At 61.1% G+C, this 17,421-nt stretch carries 21 protein-coding genes; 9 read left to right on the top strand and 12 right to left on the bottom strand.

Annotation, left to right across the window (positions count from 1 at the left end):
- Positions 1-42: 42 nt before the first annotated feature.
- The 6 genes from FFR93_RS38880 to FFR93_RS38860 form a co-directional block, all read right to left on the bottom strand.
- On the bottom strand, positions 43-1,035 hold the full coding sequence (locus tag FFR93_RS38880; RefSeq protein ID WP_138397050.1) for a L,D-transpeptidase: 993 nt from the start codon (positions 1,033-1,035) through the stop codon (positions 43-45).
- 65 nt (positions 1,036-1,100) lie between these two features.
- Positions 1,101-1,985 (bottom strand): hypothetical protein, encoded by an 885-nt coding sequence (locus FFR93_RS38875; RefSeq protein WP_138397038.1) that lies wholly within the window; start codon positions 1,983-1,985, stop codon positions 1,101-1,103.
- A gap of 138 nt (positions 1,986-2,123) precedes the next feature.
- Positions 2,124-2,438 carry a hypothetical protein gene (locus FFR93_RS38870; protein WP_138397037.1) on the bottom strand — a complete coding sequence of 105 codons (315 nt, stop codon included), beginning with the start codon at positions 2,436-2,438 and terminating at the stop codon, positions 2,124-2,126.
- A gap of 112 nt (positions 2,439-2,550) precedes the next feature.
- Positions 2,551-3,132, bottom strand: a complete 582-nt coding sequence (locus tag FFR93_RS38865; RefSeq protein WP_064710678.1) for a BA14K family protein — start codon at positions 3,130-3,132, stop codon at positions 2,551-2,553.
- Positions 3,129-3,293, bottom strand: a complete 165-nt coding sequence (locus FFR93_RS41215; protein ID WP_171049341.1) for a hypothetical protein — start codon at positions 3,291-3,293, stop codon at positions 3,129-3,131. Before FFR93_RS41215 ends, FFR93_RS38865 begins: the two co-directional genes overlap by 4 nt.
- A gap of 112 nt (positions 3,294-3,405) precedes the next feature.
- Positions 3,406-3,804: a DUF1236 domain-containing protein gene (locus tag FFR93_RS38860; protein WP_064710701.1), complete on the bottom strand. Its 399-nt coding sequence runs from the start codon at positions 3,802-3,804 to the stop codon at positions 3,406-3,408.
- A 197-nt stretch (positions 3,805-4,001) separates the two neighbouring features.
- On the opposite strand from FFR93_RS38860, the gene FFR93_RS38855 reads away from it, so the two are divergent.
- Entirely contained in the window at positions 4,002-4,274 is a 273-nt protein-coding gene (locus FFR93_RS38855) for a hypothetical protein (RefSeq protein WP_064710677.1), read from the top strand.
- 3 nt (positions 4,275-4,277) lie between these two features.
- On the opposite strand, the gene FFR93_RS38850 is transcribed toward FFR93_RS38855, so the two are convergent.
- On the bottom strand, positions 4,278-5,129 hold the full coding sequence (locus tag FFR93_RS38850; protein WP_138397036.1) for a methyltransferase domain-containing protein: 852 nt from the start codon (positions 5,127-5,129) through the stop codon (positions 4,278-4,280).
- Positions 5,130-5,289: 160 nt separating this feature from the next.
- Here FFR93_RS38850 and FFR93_RS41210 point away from each other — a divergent pair, with 160 nt between their 5' ends.
- From FFR93_RS41210 to FFR93_RS38840, 3 genes are all read left to right on the top strand, one after another.
- The gene (locus FFR93_RS41210; RefSeq protein ID WP_171049340.1) at positions 5,290-5,466 is read left to right on the top strand and encodes a hypothetical protein; all 177 of its coding nucleotides are present in this window, start codon (positions 5,290-5,292) and stop codon (positions 5,464-5,466) included.
- 64 nt (positions 5,467-5,530) lie between these two features.
- Entirely contained in the window at positions 5,531-6,919 is a 1,389-nt protein-coding gene (locus FFR93_RS38845; protein ID WP_138397035.1) for a sensor histidine kinase, read from the top strand.
- Between the two features lie 2 nt (positions 6,920-6,921).
- Positions 6,922-7,545 (top strand): response regulator transcription factor, encoded by a 624-nt coding sequence (locus FFR93_RS38840; RefSeq protein ID WP_138397034.1) that lies wholly within the window; start codon positions 6,922-6,924, stop codon positions 7,543-7,545.
- A 144-nt stretch (positions 7,546-7,689) separates the two neighbouring features.
- On the opposite strand, the gene FFR93_RS41205 is transcribed toward FFR93_RS38840, so the two are convergent.
- Positions 7,690-8,208 carry a hypothetical protein gene (locus FFR93_RS41205; RefSeq protein WP_171049338.1) on the bottom strand — a complete coding sequence of 173 codons (519 nt, stop codon included), beginning with the start codon at positions 8,206-8,208 and terminating at the stop codon, positions 7,690-7,692.
- A gap of 297 nt (positions 8,209-8,505) precedes the next feature.
- Here FFR93_RS41205 and FFR93_RS38830 point away from each other — a divergent pair, with 297 nt between their 5' ends.
- The 5 genes from FFR93_RS38830 (at position 8,506) to FFR93_RS38810 (ending at position 10,837) form a co-directional block, all read left to right on the top strand.
- The gene (locus tag FFR93_RS38830) at positions 8,506-9,003 is read left to right on the top strand and encodes a hypothetical protein (RefSeq protein WP_138397032.1); all 498 of its coding nucleotides are present in this window, start codon (positions 8,506-8,508) and stop codon (positions 9,001-9,003) included.
- An 11-nt stretch (positions 9,004-9,014) separates the two neighbouring features.
- Positions 9,015-9,416 carry a GFA family protein gene (locus FFR93_RS38825; RefSeq protein ID WP_138397031.1) on the top strand — a complete coding sequence of 134 codons (402 nt, stop codon included), beginning with the start codon at positions 9,015-9,017 and terminating at the stop codon, positions 9,414-9,416.
- 133 nt (positions 9,417-9,549) lie between these two features.
- Positions 9,550-10,341: an exodeoxyribonuclease III gene (xth, locus tag FFR93_RS38820; protein WP_138397030.1), complete on the top strand. Its 792-nt coding sequence runs from the start codon at positions 9,550-9,552 to the stop codon at positions 10,339-10,341.
- A 77-nt stretch (positions 10,342-10,418) separates the two neighbouring features.
- Positions 10,419-10,649 (top strand): hypothetical protein, encoded by a 231-nt coding sequence (locus FFR93_RS38815; protein ID WP_138397029.1) that lies wholly within the window; start codon positions 10,419-10,421, stop codon positions 10,647-10,649.
- 5 nt (positions 10,650-10,654) lie between these two features.
- Positions 10,655-10,837, top strand: a complete 183-nt coding sequence (locus FFR93_RS38810) for a hypothetical protein (RefSeq protein ID WP_064696150.1) — start codon at positions 10,655-10,657, stop codon at positions 10,835-10,837.
- Between the two features lie 18 nt (positions 10,838-10,855).
- Here the strand turns inward: FFR93_RS38810 and FFR93_RS38805 are convergent, their stop codons facing one another.
- From FFR93_RS38805 to FFR93_RS38790, 4 genes are read right to left on the bottom strand one after another with little or no spacing between them, the layout of a single operon-like run.
- Complete coding sequence (locus FFR93_RS38805) at positions 10,856-12,940, bottom strand: FAD-binding protein (RefSeq protein WP_138397028.1); 2,085 nt, start codon at positions 12,938-12,940, stop codon at positions 10,856-10,858.
- A 5-nt stretch (positions 12,941-12,945) separates the two neighbouring features.
- Positions 12,946-14,115, bottom strand: coding sequence for a Gfo/Idh/MocA family oxidoreductase (locus tag FFR93_RS38800; protein WP_138397027.1), 1,170 nt, complete (start codon positions 14,113-14,115; stop codon positions 12,946-12,948).
- Between the two features lie 12 nt (positions 14,116-14,127).
- Positions 14,128-15,783: a GMC family oxidoreductase N-terminal domain-containing protein gene (locus tag FFR93_RS38795; protein ID WP_138397026.1), complete on the bottom strand. Its 1,656-nt coding sequence runs from the start codon at positions 15,781-15,783 to the stop codon at positions 14,128-14,130.
- Between the two features lie 9 nt (positions 15,784-15,792).
- Entirely contained in the window at positions 15,793-17,331 is a 1,539-nt protein-coding gene (locus FFR93_RS38790; protein WP_138397025.1) for a GMC family oxidoreductase, read from the bottom strand.
- Positions 17,332-17,421 lie beyond the last annotated feature (90 nt).

Genomic DNA, 17,421 nt, shown 5'->3' with positions numbered 1-17,421 from the left:
CGACGCCGAGGGAGCGTATGAGTATTCGGCAGACCCTATGCTTCACTTCGGCGCGGCCGGACTGCGATTGACGAAATCGACGAGCACTCCCGGCTTGACCATGCCGGCCAGCTCTTCGGCGTCCCAATTCGTCAGCCGCACGCAACCATGCGAACCGACCTTGTCGATGAGCTTCGGCTCCGGCGTCCCGTGTATGCCATAGGTCGGCTCGGTCAGGTCGATCCAGACGCTGCCGACAGGACCATTCGGTCCCTTGGGGATCGTCAAGACCTTGTCGTTCTTTCCCTGTTTGAAGTTGCGCTTTGGATCATATCGGTAAACCGGCATTCTCGCGACGCCCTTGACCTTGTGCTTTCCTGAAGGCGCCGGGTTGTCCTCGCTTCCGATCGTCGCGGGATAGACGGCAAGCAGCGATCCATCTTCGCCATAGGCCAGCACCTGCCCTGTCTTCTTGTCAGCCTCGATACTCTTGACCTTGCCTTGCCTCGGCGGGCCGGGATTAACGACCCACACCTTGTCGCCGGGCGCGAACTGCGAGCCCGGGTTGAGCGCGTTCAACAGATCGATATTCATGTGGAAGCGCTCGGACAGCTTCTCCGCAACGCTGGTATAGCCGAGGCTCTGCATCTTTGCCTTCTCGCCGTAATCATCGGGAATCCTGTCGACAAGTCCCGTGGCATCCTCCGGCGAGACGACATAGCTCTCGACGATGGGGGTATTGTCTTCCAAGCGGGAGGCGACATCCGGATCCGGTCTGCCATCGACCGGAAGCTTGTTCATCGCCTCGAAGCCGGCCACCGCCTTGTCGACGTTCTCGCCGGAGAGGCCGTCGATCACACCGGGAGACGAGCCCGCACGGTCGAGCAGGACCTGAAGGCGCACGATCGCCGGGTCTGGATCTGCGGGCGACGGCTTTCCATTCCCGATGTCGGCAATCGAAGCGGCATTGATCGTTTCGGATCGAAGCTCCCGCGCGAGGGCGCCGCCAACGGAGAGGGCCAGAGCGAGGAGCGACATCGGCAGGGCTGTTTTCATGGACGACAAATGGGCGACGTGGGAATTTGTTCCCACACTGACAAGACATCGCAGCAGGCTGAGCGTCACGGCGTCTTCGCTTGCTTCCTGGCTTCGCGTGATCTTGCCGCGCGGCGGGCGGGTCTCAGTTCTTCGATCGTCGGCTGCCACCATTTGGCATCCCCCAGGGGAAGCCTTTTCGCGGGCCACGTGCGAACAAGTTCGTCGAATGTCGGCACCCGCCAATACCCCCAGAGATAATCCTCGGTGACGCCGGGATAGAAATCCGCGACAAGACCCGGAGCGACCAGCTCGCCGGTGACATGAGTGAAGACAACGATCCCATACGAGGTGGCCACCGGACGTCCTATCGGCGGCAAGTCGTCGGCCGGAAGCGGGTAACGGCGGCGCTTTCGTTCCGCGGAGCGGAGCTTGCTAAGCATATCCTGTTCGGTGCCTTTCCGCTCCCCGGCACGCCGTCGTCTCTCCTCCGGTTCGTTCCTTCGAGCCGCCGCTTCGATGTCGGGCCATCTGCGTCTCAGTTCGTCATAGGATCGAAAGGGCACATGCCAAACTCGAAGGTCGCTGTCCCATCGCGAGAACGGCACCTCGCGAAGCTCGTCGACGACGGTCGTTGAATAGGGCGTGCGGATTCGAAAGCCCGCCTTCCCGAGTTCCAGATATGGACTGTCAATAGGATCGAAGGCGAAGGCATCGCGCCCCTTTGCATCCGCATGCGCGTCGGCTTCTGCTTCCAGCTTGGCAAGCCATCGTCCAATGCGGCGGGACGCCGTTCGTCCGGGAACGAACCAGGCTTTCCGGACGTCGTTCCAGCGGGCGCGAGGGAATTGTTTCCGGAATTGGTCGACGGTCATCCTGTCGTAAGGGAAGGAAACCTCCGCCCCAGGCTTCGGCTCATCGTCACCGGGCGGCACCTCGCCCTGGGAAGCGGAAGATTTTGTTTCGCTCATATGGAAGGAACGCTCACGCACCGGGATCGGTTTCTAGTGCAATGACCTGCCGCGTAGCTGATATGGCAGGATCACCGAACTTGGGGAGCCGATCCGCGCCCTTTTTCTCGCAAACCCCAGCGAGGATCCGAAGCAGAGCTAGTGAACCGTCTTCGACGGCTTCTCCGGGTGCGAAATATTGTGAAGCGTCGCCATGAGCTTTTCGAACTCGTTCAAGACACGGTGAAACTCGGCATCCGGCATCTTCACGATTTCCGATACCGTCGAAGAAACCGACGCGATGAGCTTGTCGATCCAAACGCAACGATCGGCCGGCACGTTTGCGAGGACATCCCGACGAAGCATTTTCAACTCTCGAAGAATGCGAACGATCAGGGCGCCCCGCTCCGCACCGCTCAGGAACGGAAGCCTTGTCTGCGCCCGGTGGATTTCTGCTAATAGCGTCGTCGCCATCCCCGCTCTCCGCCCTCAAATACAACCGGATATCACAACCGCTGCGATTACAACACGGACTTTAGTCTGGCTAGCCAATTAGATGCGATTTCGTACGCCTTGCCCGGCATGGTTAATCGCTCCTCGCGACCAGATCCGACATGTCGCAGCTTCGTCGCCGCCCTTGCCATGGCTGATATGTATTGTCTTCCGGTCGATATGATCTGTAGCGGGCGGCGCATCGGGCTGCCGCCTGCGCATTCACTCTCGTGCTGCCGCCATCCTGACTTTCGGCAATCTTCTGCTGAAAGGGCGAAGAGCACACGCGGGTCTCGCCGCTATAGGATCGGTAGCTGTTGGTCGCAGGATCGAAGGAACGATAACGCTGCGCGCACCAGGACAGATGCTCGATGGCATATTTCGGCTGCTGCGTATGAAGTTCGGTCGACGGGCGAGCGGGTTGCGAGGCCGCCTTTGACGCGATGGCCGCCGGCGCCTCGGTGACATAGCTGGAATAGACAGGCGGTATTCGCTCATAATGCTGTTGTCGAGGATCGATTTTCACCGGTCTCGTCGTCCATAGATCGCGCGCGGCAAGGTCCATGAAAGCGTGAGGTTCGTAATCCGCCATGACGTGCGAGGCAACGGATGCCGCGGCCATGCAGGCGCCAACCGAGCTGACGATGCCGAAGGCGACGGTCGCAATTGCGTTCATTGGCCCGCCTCCTGCTGCTGTGCCTGGGGAACCCAGACGCGAGCCCCTGCGCTGCTGTGGCCGCCGGTGCCGACAAGCACGGCGATGATGCCGGTGATTGCGAGCAGGATGGCGATCAGCGGCACGGCGAGACCAGTGGATTTCTCTTCGGAATAGATCATGTTCCCTCTCCTCAATTCCGGCGGCCGCACGACGACGCTGCTGTCGATCGTGCGGCTGATCTGAAAATGATTTGCGAAAGGAAGACGCGGTCGAGCCACGTAGACAGTCACGTCACTTGATTACCTGGATTACCTTGCGGGACGACGGCTCGACAATGACACGCTCGTCATTGACCACCGCGTAGGCATATGTCGGATCGTCCGGAACGGGTGTCACAACGACCGTTTCCGGCAGAGGCTGACCGACGACCACCTTTTCCTTCACGACTACGCGTGCCGATGGTGCCGGAGCCTCGCGGACATAGGTGACGACCTTTGCCGGGGGCGGATCAATCGCCGTGCCGACGACTGCGCCCGCAACACCGCCGATAGCAGCGCCGGCCGGACCTCCGACGATGGCTCCGGTGATTGCGCCACCTGCCGCGCCATTAACGGTCGAGGACTGGGCGAATGCTAGGCCCGACATCACGGCCATGGCAGTTGCGGCGCCTGCGATAAGCTTGAAGAGCATCTTTTCCTCCTTCTTTTTCAACGCGGCCTTCCTGCCGCTGCCAAAGCAACTAGCTGGGCACGACGTCGTTCCAGGCCCCGGACCTCAGTCTGAGGGAGGCCGGCCCTTGGTCCGGAACCCATTTCATTATTCGTCGCCTGCTCTATTCTCGGATCGAAGGGCCGTTATACTGGGGTACGGGCAGGAGACCGAGGGAGATGACACGATCCAGCCGCCGGGAAGCCGGGCGCAGGCGCCTGGCTATGCGTCTGCCGCAAATGCGCACGCTGATCATGAAGGCGCGTGACCCGTGGCAGCTCGAGCTTTTCGAGGCCTATCAGATGGCGGTGGAAGCGCGTGATCGCCTCCGCAGGCGACAGTTCAATCTGAGGCTGGTGCGGGAATATGAGGAGACCTGTGTCGAGATCGAACAGCACGTCATCCGCGCGATGCACGAAGCTCCCTACCCAAACTATCGCTTGGTCCCTTAGAGGTTAGGGAGCACGGCCGACGACGATCAGGGCGCTCATGCTGCCGTAAGGACGGGAACCGTGGCGCGAGGCCACCCGCTCGGTTACTTCGTCGACGATTTCCGACATGCGATCAGGCGCCCGCAATTCGATTTCTCCGCTGAGCGGAGTGCCTTGGCAGAAGGCGGCCGCGACGTCGTGTGCTGTGGCCGCCGAAGAGGTCAGTTCGACCCGTTTGCAGGAAACCGCCTCGAATCCTGCCGATGCAACTTCAGCCTCGATTGAGCTGGGATCGAAGTAAGAATATGGCAAGCGCCTGAGGAAATCCGGAGGATCCGACGCGAAGAGGCTTGCCAGAGATTCGTCCACACATCTCGCGAATTCGTTGGCCGCAAGCGAATCCCACGTCGAAAACAGGAACCGGCCTCCGCTCCGCAGCACCCTTTTCGCCTCACCATAGGCCATCGGCCTGTCTGGGAAGAACATCACGCCGAACTGGCATGCGACGAGATCGAACATCAAGTGGGCAAACGGCAGATCCTGCGCGTCCGCGTGCATCCAATGAGTTCGCGACATCGTGAGGGTTGGTGCGCCGACATCGATCATCGCCTGACTGAGATCGGTGGCGACGATCTCGGCCGCCGGATCGAGCCTTAAGCGCAGAGCGCGTGTCAAGGCGCCAGTCCCGGCCGCGACCTCGAGCACGCTGACTGGTTTCGACCGTTCAGCGACGATTGCCATCTCGGAGGCATAAGGTTCGAAAAGAATCGGCACGAGAAGAGCCTGATAGACGTCGGCGATGCCTGCCGAGAACGGCGGAGGAGACGCGGCAGATGCTGAATCTGGGCGGCCTTCGATGTTCACAGAAGTTGTCACAACAGGTCTCCAAACCCAACTCCGTCGAACTTGAAATATCGCCGAATCTGCTGTTGTCCATGGGGACGGACCTTGGTCCCAAGCCTCTTCGACCGAAGTCCCCGCAGTGGAACGGGCGCCTGAACCGCGTCGTTCTAACGATACGGAAGGAGATCTGCACATGCCCCAGAGCAACAGACCCCATGTAAACAACGCCTGGAATGCCTCCGTCATAGCTCTTGTTATCGTTCTGGCAGGCCTCCTCTATGTCTTCGGCGCAGCCATGTCAGGCGATAATCTCCGGTTGACCGAGAGCATCAGAGGTGCGGAGGTCTTCGACACCAGAAATCTGCCCTGATACTGTCTGGAAAAACTCTAAAGACGCTGTAGGTTAGTCGGCAAAGTCTCATGCCGGTATCAAGATGAATTGGCTTCGCCGCTGGAATGCCCGCTCACTCGCCTCCCAATTTTTCATCGCGGGTGGCCTGGTCTCGATTGTCGTGATGTTTCTAGTGGGCATGCTTGTCACCCATCTCATCGAGGAGGCCGTCATCCATAATTCCGGCGCGGCGACGGCGCTTTACGTCGATAGCGTGGTAGCGCCGCTGCTTCCCGACATGCAGACGGAATCGCTGCTCGACGAAGGCAGCGCGCAAGCTCTCGACGAGACGCTGGGTCAGGGGGCGCTTGGCAGGCGCCTTGTCTCGTTCAAGCTGTGGCGAAACGACGGCACCATCCTCTATTCAAACGAGAAGGAGCTGGTGGGCCAGAAGTTCCCCGTGAGCGAGAAGCTGCAGAAGGCATTCGCCGGTTCGCTCGTCGCGCGATACGAGCGGCCTGGTGACCCGGAAAGCGGTGCCGAGCGCGCGCTCGGCAAGCCGCTGATGGAAATTTACAATCCGGTTCTCCAGCCGTGGTCTGGTCAGGCCGTCGCCGTTCTCGAATTCTACGAGACGGCCGAAGGGCTGGCTGACAGCCTGGCGCACGCCAGGCTCCGGAGCTGGGGCGCTGTCGCCGCTCTTACGGCGCTTTTCTTCCTCGTTCTCTCGGCTCTGGTGTTTCGAGGCAGTCGCACGATCGAAGCGCAACGCAAGGATCTCAAAGAACGGGTAAAGGAATTGTCCGCGCTGCTAGCCGAAAACCGCGGGCTCCAGCGGCGGCTGCAGCGCGCCTCGCAGCGCGTGGCGGCGCTCAACGAAACATATCTGCGCAGCATCGGCGCCGATCTGCACGACGGTCCGGCACAGCACATCGCCTATGCTTCGCTGCGATTGGACAGCGACTTGTTGATCAACGCGTCCACCGAGCCCGAAGCCCGCGAAAAGGAACTTGCCTGGATACGCTCGAGTCTTGCCGAGGCCATGACGGAGATCCGCAATATCTGCAGCGGGCTAGTGCTCCCGCAGATCGAAAAATCGTCAATCACCGAGATCGTGCTGCGGGTCGTCGAAGCTCATCGGCACAAGACCGAAACTCTTGTAGAAACAATCATCGACGAGGATGGACCGGAGCTCGCTACTGCCGTAAAGATCTGCATTTATCGCTTTATTCAAGAAGCCTTGAACAATGCCTATCGCCACGGCGGCGGCGTTCAGCAGACCGTAAGAGCAGTGTCGCACAATGGTCATGTTTGTGTCGAAGTCAGTGATCGCGGCAATGGATTCGACCCAACGGAGGTGAGGCCGTCAAGCCTCGGTCTGGTGGGCCTTCGCGAACGTATCGACAGCCTCGGAGGATCCTTCGATATCACGACAGGCGAAGGAGGAACGACCGTGACCATGACCTTCGAGCCCATGGAAGTTGGAGACTAGAGATGACACCAATCACCATCGGCGTCGTGGACGACCACCCGCTTTTTCGCGAGGGCGTGACGCGCAGCTTGTCGGAGATGAGCGATTTCGTGGTCATTGGCGAAGGAGCCAGCAGCGAGGACGCCGCCATGATCGCTTCGAATAATCGCCCCGACGTCATGCTCCTTGACGTCTCGATGCCCGGCGGCGGACTGGCTGCTATCGGTGACGTCCTGGCGCGGAGCCCGACGACGAAAGTGCTGATGTTGACGGTATCCGAGGAAGTAGACACGCTGCTAGGGGCCTTGCAGCGGGGCGCGATGGGCTATGTCCTCAAAGGTGTCGGCTCCCGTGGCCTCGCCGAAGCGATTCAAACCGTCCTCAGCGGATCGCGATATGTCTCGCCGACAATGTCGGCAAAGGCCATGGAAAATACTCTGCAAAACGGAAACTCCGACAAGAACAGCCTGACGCCACGGGAGCGCGAGGTGATGGATCTCGTCGCCCAAGGCCTGTCAAACAAGCATATCGGCCTGCGCCTTAACCTGCAGGAAAAGACCGTGAAGCACCACATGACTCAGATCCTGAGCAAGCTCGGCGCCTCGAACAGGACCGAAGCGGCCCTGCAATGGCGCGAACGTCGATAGCGCGGGGTCGGCCGGGCGGTCCCTCCCCGCGGCAGAGTGCAACATTCTGCCGGAGCAGGTTTTCGTCAGTAATGTCGATTGGCGACTGGCCGGCAGTTCTTCCATCCGACCCCGCGTGAGCCCAGGGATGCCCGGAAAGACTCTCTAGCGAAGGAACCGGCTCAGCCGGTTTGCGTCGCTGGCCGTCGCCTGCCGGCTTATGATCGTCCTGCCTTTCGCGTCCTTCATGACATAGCGGCCGCTGCGCAGGCTTTCTGTGATGCCGTTCGCGTGGCGAACGTTGATCGACCCATCGGAGCCCTCGATCGCTCGCGCTCCGGATGCTGACGGCGACGCGGCTCCGGAGGAGTATCCCGCGTTGCCCTTCGAGTTTCCGCCAGTGCTGTTGCCGGAACCGTTATTGCCGTTTCCGCCCCCATTGCCTCCGCCATTGCCGCTACCGCCGCCGTTTCCGCCCCCATTACCGCCACCGCCACCGCCGCCGCTGCCGCCCCCATTACCGCCACCGCCGCCGCCCCCATTGCCGTCTTTTGCCTGTGCGTGCTTTACCGTCAGAACGCGAAGGGAGCCACCGAGATCGATCGTCACAGGTGATGCGGCAACCACGAGGGCTGCGGCAGCGCTGCCGCCCAGCCTCAGGAAATCTCGTTTCGAGATAGTCATGCCACTTCCTCATTCATCGTTCTTGGCCGTTCCCACGCTCTATCAGACGCGTGCGAATTTTCGCTGTTTCGAAGACTAAATGCAACCGGACCTAGGTACCAAGAAAGGGCGGGACTTTGGTCCGCCTTATCGGAACACGCCCGCAAGAATACGAGCAATGTCGTCACAAACAGTGCCTTGGCGCATGTGTTGCCGGCTTTCTTATCCAGGTGTTGCTGCATGAGGCGCGGACGCATTTTTCTGGAACTTCTTTCTTTGTCATCACTTGATTATCAAAGTGCAAGAGAGGAAAGCCCGATGCCAAACCCGAACGAATCACCCGCCGTCCAATCGATGCAAAAAGAGCAGGCAGAGCAGCGAAAACGGGCCCGAAGGGGCGAACTCGACAAGGCGATCGAAGACACGTTTCCGGCGTCCGATCCGGTCTCGGCCACTCATACCTCCATTCCCGCCGGCCGCAGCGACGTCGAGGCGGCGGAGCGCGTGGAGCGGGAGCCCGATCCCACCGCGCTTGACCAAGAGTATCCGCTAGTCAATCAGGCCCTTCGCTCGACCGGCCGAACCGCCCGCTCCTCGGACAGTTTCGATGCCGACCGCGAGGAACTGCGCGCGCTTCAGAAGGAAGCCGGCCGGATGGCGGAGTCCGCCTCTGAGCTTGCTTCCGGAACAGCCCGCTTGGCAAAGGCGGAAGCGAGGAGTGTGGTCCAGGACATCGAGGATCGGATACGCCGGCAGCCGCTTACGGCCGCAGCGATCGTGGCCGGCATCGCCTTCGTATTTGGCGCGACGCGTTAATGGCGCCCACCATGGCGAGGAAATGGACCGGCGGCTGCCTTTGCGGATCCTGCCGATACGAATTCGCCGGCGATCCGCCGCATTCGGGATATTGCCATTGCGATATGTGCAAAAAGGCGACCGGCGGTCCTTTCGCGGTTCTCGTCCAGGCCAGGGTTGAGGAGCTCGTCTGGACCGACACGTCTCCCGCCGTTTACCGGTCCTCGCCGATTGCAACGCGCGGCTTTTGCGGCAATTGCGGAACGCCGCTCTTTCTTCAGTATGATGGCGACGAACTGATCCGAGTGACGGTCGGCTCGCTCGATCACCCCGACAGGATACGCCCGGCAGGTCATTACGGCGTGGAGAGTCGTCTTGACTGGGCCGACTGCGGACGCGGACTGCCGGAGGAGGAAACTCAGGAGCGTTTTTAAGCATGTCGCATAAAAGTGTGCGGCGGTTTTGCGGCAGTGACATACGTTAACGAGACCTGACGCGCGACAAGTCGACCTGAAAGACTGCGGCGCGCGCTTGGATCACGCCAGCACCGCCTCGACACGAGCTCTCATGAAAATCGCGACCTACAATGTTAACGGGATCAACGGGCGGCTGAACATCCTGCTGCGTTGGCTGAAGGAGGATGCTCCTGACGTGGCCTGCCTTCAGGAACTGAAAACCGACGACGCCAGGTTTCCGCTAAAAGAGATCGAGCGGGCCGGCTACGGCGCCGTTTGGCACGGACAGAGGTCCTGGAACGGCGTCGCCATCCTGGCAAAGGATATGACACCGATCCTGACGCGGCGGGGTCTTCCCGGCGATCCCGACGACACACACAGTCGGTATATCGAAGCCGTCATCGACGGCATGCTGATCGGGTGCCTGTATCTGCCGAACGGCAATCCTTTCCCCAGCGCCAAGTTCGAATACAAGCTCCGCTGGTTCCGTCGCCTGTACGCTTATGCCGCCGAACTCCTCGAGATCGAGGTACCTTCCATCCTCGCCGGCGATTTCAACGTCATGCCAACCGACATCGACGTCTACAAGCCGGAACGCTGGCGAGACGATGCACTTTTCAGACCTGAAGTCCGCAAAGCCTACGCCCAGCTTGTCTCCCAGGGCTGGACGGACGCCATCAGGCATCTGCATCCGGACGAGCGCGTCTACACCTTCTGGAAATACTGGCGCAACAGTTTCGAGCGCGACGCCGGGCTTCGGATCGACCATTTTCTGCTCAGCCCAATGGTGGCGCCGTGGCTCCGATCGGCGACCGTCCGGCGGAGGCCGCGGGGTTGGGAGCATACGAGCGACCATGCACCCGTCATGATCGAGCTCGATATTCCCGCAGTTGAAGCCGTGTGATCGGCAATGCCATCGATGGAGGGACAGCAGGGAACCTGCGATGCCAGCTGGAGTTAGCTTGTAAAGGAGATTGTCCGATGCCCACGAAACTTATTCCCGATTCTGCAAAGCTTCCGCCGAAGTCGTTGAACGAGGATACTCAGGACGACGAACTGCCTGACGCAAATGTCGACGACCAGCGTAAGCCTCCCGTCAGCATGGGCAGCAGCCGCCAGGCGGGCGACGGCGTTTCCGAGTCCGACCCGGAGACTGGCCGCGTCGATCATAAGGGTCGCATTCCTGCCCCGCAGTTCTCCAACCGGAAGTGATTGTCATGGGCGAGAGCAAGAATTATCTCAATACCGACGAAATCCAGGCCGACGACCAGTTGTCGCCGAAGCCGGTCGAAGGAAAAGATCCGCCAAGGCACGTACGCAAAAGCGAGGAAGCCGTCGCCGAAGGCTCTGACGACACGGAGCGCATCCGGGTTCCTCCGCCGGTCGCAAATCCCGATTGATGCGGTTTCAGCATCGCCTCATTCCGAGGCGTCCAGATCATAGATGCGGCCGGTCAACCAGGCCGGCCAATCCCGCTCAAAAAAGGATCTGGCACTTTCATCCATGTTGCGGTTGGGCCGGGTTGAAACCCTGATCTCATCCCCCTCGAGCAGAACGACGATCTGCTCTTTGCGATGCGCTTCGCTTTCGCTACGGAAACGATAGTCCTCCAGCGGACCGGCGCTCGCCAGCGGAAGGAATTCGCCTTCCGCATCGCAGATCGCGCGTGCTCCCCGACTGCCGCCGCCTCTACCGATGAAGAAGTCCAGAGCGCCCAGCACCGCTTCAGAGGCGAGCGCCATGTGCCGCCATTGCATGCCTCGGACCGCTTCGGCCGCGCGACCATAGGCGAGGCCGTTGGCGCGAATTTGCATATTCAACTCCCGCGCTTCGATCAATGCCTGGCGGACGCTCCCCTGATCGCAGATGATGCCCGCCTTCTCGCTCATTCGCGTCTGCACTGCCGAGCGGACCGCCTTGACGGTGAGCGGGCTTTCTGTTCGCAGGGTGGAAAGGAGATCGGCGACGCCCGCCTCCGCTGCCTCCGGTGCAGGCCCCGCGGCAGCCCGCTTCGCCGCGCCGCTGGCGCCGATGTGTTCGGCTACCCTGGTGCCGAAGACCTGCCCGGCATTCAGCGCCGCTCCACCGGGCCTTGTCACGCCATGTGTGCCCGCCGCCTCTCCGACCGCGTAGCAGCCGCCAAGATTGGTGCGGCCCCAGGTGTCAACCATAATGCCGCCGTTCATGTGCTGGTTGTTGACGGCGAACTCCAGCGGTTCATCGGCAATATCGATCTTGTAGCGGCGATAGAGCTCGATCGCGAGCGGGTTCATATGCTTCAATCGATCGATCGGGATTTCCTGACCGGCGCCAGCCTTGCCGAGATAGAGACGAACGTCCTCGTCCAGCCTCTCCAGGTCGAATGGCAGGTCGCCGGGAACGGGCAGAGGATTGCGATTGAAGTCCATGAAGACGCGCCGGCCCGCCGCAGTCTCACGGTAAATGGCGACGTCGACCAGGCTTGAACCGAAATCAAGCATGCGGGTCGCGTGGAATGGCCACTGGTAGCCCTTGCGGAAGATGTTTGACGCCAACTCCTGGGTGCTTCGATAATATTCCGCCAGGAAATGGTGTTCGGCGCCTTCGCCGTCTACCGAATAGATATGCGGTATCGCCTGGACGTAGGTGCCGGACAGATTCCACGGAAAGCCCTCCCTGCGCGTTCCTATACCGAACTGGCTTTCGGTCAAGTTGACGAGCGCGACGCCTGCCTCCAGCGCCAGTCCGAGGGAGCCGAAGCAGCCGTTGGGATAGACGCTGTCGCGATAGAGTTCGCCTGGGCCGCCGGCAGCGAGCACGATCACGCTACTCACGAACAAGGCGATGCCGAGCGGGTTCTCCTCTGTACGGTCGCCGGCGCGCATGACGAGCATGCCGGCGACGTGACGCTCAGCCCCCTCGCCCTCGATGAGCATTTTGACCGCGGTGGTATGGTTGTAGAACGGCACGCCCAGCCGGATCGCCTCCTCCGCCAGCACCTTGACCATCAAACGCGACGTGCGCGGGCCACAGCTGGTGGCGCGGCCGACCTCGTCATGGTCGGTCTGATATCTCAGTGTTCCGCCAAGCGGATCCTGGGGCAGCGGCAGCCCCAAGAACTGCAGCGACGCCATCATGCGCGATGAGCCCACCGCCTCGACATAGGCCGTGTCCTCGTCCATGGCGCCACTACTGCCGATGGCGCGGGCCATCGCCCGGTAATTGTCGCCCTGATCGGCGGTGTTTGCGGTGTGAAGGGTTTGCTTGTCGGAACCCGAGCAGGCCGAGGTTCCGCCCCATGCGCTTTGGCTGATGACGACGACATCGACGCCGCGCCGCTTCATTTCCACCGCCGCACGCAGACCCGCAGCGCCAGATCCGACGACGACACAGCCGGCCCGGTAGATCGGCGTCTCGATGCCAGAGAGCCGGACCCTTTCCGAAGCGACGGCTTCGGCTGGAAGTCGCGGCATGTCGACATCGGTCAGCGCGTCGAGAATCTCCTGCGGAACACCTGTCGTCATCGCCGTCACCCAAGCGGGATGTCGACCCAGCGCTTTTGCTGGGAGGACTCCATGCACGCATCGACGATCTGGCAGATGTGGTGGCCGGTATCGAATGTCGGCCACATCGGCCTGTTGGCGACGATCGAACGGATCACCTCGGCCACCTCGATGATCTTGCTTTCATTGTAGCCGATGCCGAAATTCGGCAGGGGAAGGAAGGCTCTGAAGGTAGGGTTCTCAGGACCGACATCGATCTCACGGAAGCCGCGCCGTCCTGTCCTGTCGTCGTTGGAATAAAAGCGCAGGCGGTTTATTTCGTCATAAGTATAGGCGATGCTGCCTTTCGTCCCATAAATCTCGTAGGTCTGCATGAACTTTCGGCCAGTGGCGACGCGGCTGAAGTCGACGATCCCGGCGGCGCCGTCTTCGAACCGGCACAGCAGGTTCGTCGCGTCGGGATTGGTGATGTCGGCCCAGGCCTCGTTGCCCACCAGTTTCACCTGCTCGCCATAAGCAAGGCCCTCGAAAACGGGCCGGCGTGGGGTGACGATGAGATTGTCGGCGATCAGGGAGATGACGCGGCCGACCAGGAAATCCATGAAGCTGAAGATGTGCGAACCGGTGTCGCCGACGATTCCGGTCGGCGCGAGCTTGCCATCGGCGCGCCACATGAAGGGGGCCGTGGGATCACCATACATATCGACATGCTGGCAGCCGCGAAAGAGCTTGATCTCGCCGATTTCACCGGATTCGATGATCTCTTTCGCGAGATCATGAACGGGATTTCGCGGAAAGGCGTGTCCGACACGTGTAATAACAGCCTTCTCTCTCGCGATCTCGGCCAGCTCGCGCGCTTCGTCGCCGGTGTTTGCCAGCGGCTTCTCGCAATAGACATGTTTGCCGGCCAGCAGGGCCGCCTTGGCGACCGGATAGTGCAGATGGTCGGGCAGGCAGATATCGATCAGATCGACCTCGGGATCGGCGACAGCCAGCTTCCAATCCCGATAGATCCTCGCCCCTGGCGCCCTGTTGCCGATATCCTGCGCTACTTCAGGGTTGCTGTCGACAAGCGCCACGATCCGCGCCGTTCCGCCCGACACGCCGAAGAAATGCGGAAAGGTCTGATAGGCCATCGTGTGGACCTTTCCCATCCAGCCCGAGGCGCCAAGCACTGCAACTCTCACTTCAGACATTGTCGTTACTCCTTAGCGGATCTCGGGGCGGGCCCGGGGCCTGGTATCGTTGCGTTCATAGGCGAAGATGGCCGATGGCAGCGCAGGCAGGCCCCGGATGAGGTCCGATCCTTTTTCGCCGACCATGATCGTCGGCGCGTTGGTGTTGCATGACGGCACGCGCGGCATGACGGAGGAATCGCAGACCCTCAGGGCTTCGAGGCCGTGAACCTTGAGATCGAGACCAACAACCGCGTCAGACCCGGTTCCCATCTTGCAGGTGCCCACCGGATGATGATCGGTCTTGGCATTGGCGCAGCCATAATCGAAAAGCTGCTCATCGGTGATCACCTTCGGCCCCGGAAGTCTTTCGGCCATGACATAAGGTTTCAGCGCCGCCTGCTGCATGATTTCGCGGGCGATCTTGAGCCCCTCCAGGGACATCTTCCTGTCGTGAGGGTCGGACCAGTAGTTGGGATCGATCAGGGGTGCCGCACCGGGATCGGCGGATGAGAGACGCACCGTTCCACGCGAGCGCGGATGCAGATAGGCCGAATTGAGCGTTACGCCGGCGTTCTTGAGCCGTTCGACACCTGCTTCGATGCCGGAACCCAGGCCGAGATGGAACTGGATATCAGGGGACTGTGCGTCGGGATCGGCATACCAGAAGCCGCCGGTCTCGAAGAGCGACGAGGCGACTGGACCAGTCCGGAAGAGAACATATTGAATTCCGGCCCAAAGTGTCCGGTGGAGCTTCGCGACGCCGTCATAGGTGTGATCGCCGGTGCACTCGGCAATAACAAAGAGATCGAGATGGTCCTGAAGATTGCCGCCGACGCCAGGCAGATCGTGGAGGGCCTTGACGCCGACCGAGGTCAAATGGTCGGCCGGCCCAATGCCGGACTGCAAAAGGAGCTTCGGCGATCCGATCGCGCCTGACGAAACCAGGACTTCGCGTTCAGCGCGTACGACCTCCAGACCGCGTCCAGTCGCGACCTCGACGCCGACAGCGCGGCCTGCCTCCAGCACGATGCGGACGACACGCGCGCCCGTCCGGATCGTCAGGTTTTTCCGGTTCCGGATCGGCGAGAGATAGGCAAACGAGGCCGACGACCGGCGGCGGTTGCGTTGGGTGAGCTGGTAAAATCCGACGCCGGCCTGCTGGCGGCCGTTGAAGTCGTGATTGTAGGGTATACCGAGCTCCTGTCCTGCGCGGATATAGGCGTCGCAGATCGGCAGCGGCGCGGCCGGCATCGAGACACCCAGCGGGCCGCCATAGGCGTGGTAGTCGTCGGCGAAACGTTGATTGTCCTCGGCGCGTTTGAAATAGGGCAGGATCGAACGATAGTCCCAACCCGCGCAACCGTCTTCACTGGCCCAGAGATCATAATCGGCCGCATTTCCGCGGGTGTAGAGCTGAGCGTTGATCGATGAGCCGCCGCCGATGATTTTTGCCTGGGTGTAGCGAAGCACCCGGCCCTTCATGTGCTTCTGGGGGACGGTTTCCCAGCCCCAGCTGGCCACACCTTTGGTCATCTTGGCGAAGCCGGCGGGCATGTGGAAAAGAGGATTCCAGTCGCCTCCGCCCGCCTCCAGAAGCAGTACCTTGACATCGGGATCTTCGCTGAGGCGGCTTGCAAGAACGCAGCCCGCAGGACCGGCACCGGTGATGATATAATCGAATCCCATTTTACTGTCCTATTTCAAGCCGGCGCGCACCAATGGATCTGCCTGTGTCTGCAAGTCCGTCGACGCGATGTGGTGGGCAACTCTGAGCGCCTGGCTAGCGACGGTGAGCGCGGGATTGACCGCAGCCGATGTGGGCAGAAAGCTGGCGTCGACGACAAAAAGATTGCCGTGATCGTAGGACCGGCAGTACGGATCCAGTGGCGCCGTTGCCGGGTCGTTTCCGATGCGGATCGTTCCGCACTGATGGGAAGGCGTGCGTTTGTCGAAGGGCCTCGACAGCACGATCGGAAATCCGATCGACCTCAGGATTGCCTTCAGCTTGGCGACAAGCGCAAGATGCGCGTCCCAATTGGTTCTCTGCCATTTGAGAACGATCCGATCTCCATCGACCATCACGCGGCTTTCGGGATTGGGAACGTCTTCGCTCATTGCATAGAAGTCGATGGCATGGTCCGTCATGAAACGGAGAAGCCGTTCCGGAGCCCGCGGCAGAGAGCCTTTGAGAACCTTTTCGGAAATGCGCCCCAGCAACTGCACATTGCCGAGCGGCGGTCCTCCCTCCCCGTCCGAGAGATAGAAGTCGTTGAAGGCGAACGTCTTCTGGTAGACGGCGGTGTTCCTGAACCGCGGCGAGACGCCGATGACGGCGGAGGCGTTATGGTTCATGAAGTTGCGGCCCACCTGATCGGAAGAGTTCGCGAGCCCCAGCGGGAAACGGGCGTTTTTCGAACGCAGCAAAAGCACGGATGACTGGACCGCACCGGCGGAGAGGATGACGATCTTGGGCGAGACGATCAGCGTCTGTCCGTCCTTGATATAGGTGACCCGGTCGATCCGGCTCCCCGCGCCCGTGTCAAGCCGTGTCACCCGTGCATTGGTCTCGAGCCGCACGTTCTTGTGCTTCAGCGCCAACGCGAGCGCTGCGGTCTCGGCATCCATCTTGCCGTCTCGTGAATTCGGATGCGCATCCCAGGGCGTGCGCGCCTTGGAGAGCCAAGCGTCGAGATCCAGGCCGAGCGGCAGCGAAAAGGGATGCAGGCCTTTGGCCTTGAGGCGTGCCCTGACGTCGGCAATAGGGGCCTCGTCGGGCACGGGCGGGAATTCGTAGGCAACCGAGTGATGCGGTTCGGTCGGATCTTCGCCAAGACTGCCGCGGACCTGATACATCAGCTCCGCCTGCGAATACCAGGGCTCCAGCTCTTCATAGGGAAAAGGCCAGGCCGGCGACACGCCTTCCTGATGTTCGATGACGCCGAAATCTTCTTTGCGATAGCGCGACAGGACGGCGCCGTAGAATTTCGAATTGCCGCCGACATTGTAATAGTTGCCGGGGTTGAAGCCCTTGCCGTCCGCCTCGTACCAGATTTCTCTCGGCCGGAAATGGCCACGCTGGAAGATGGCGCGCTGGTCGCGATTGACCGGAAGATCGGCGATATGATCGCCGGCTTCGAGGACCAATATCTCAGCGCCTGATGCGGCCAGGCCGGCAGCGACGGTGGCGCCGCCGACGCCCGAGCCGATGATGACGATGTCTGGTGAACCGCTCATGTCAACACCTGGTCGTCACGCGATGCGCGCCTGGCTGTCCGGATCGAAGAACACCGCCTTGTCGAGGTTGAATGCGAGGCGTGTATTCTG

The organism is Rhizobium sp. MHM7A, from assembly GCF_005862215.1.
Classification (GTDB): Bacteria; Pseudomonadota; Alphaproteobacteria; order Rhizobiales; family Rhizobiaceae; genus Rhizobium; species Rhizobium bangladeshense.
Note: the sequence above shows the minus strand (reverse complement) of the source record. Positions and strands in the feature narration are given on the sequence as shown.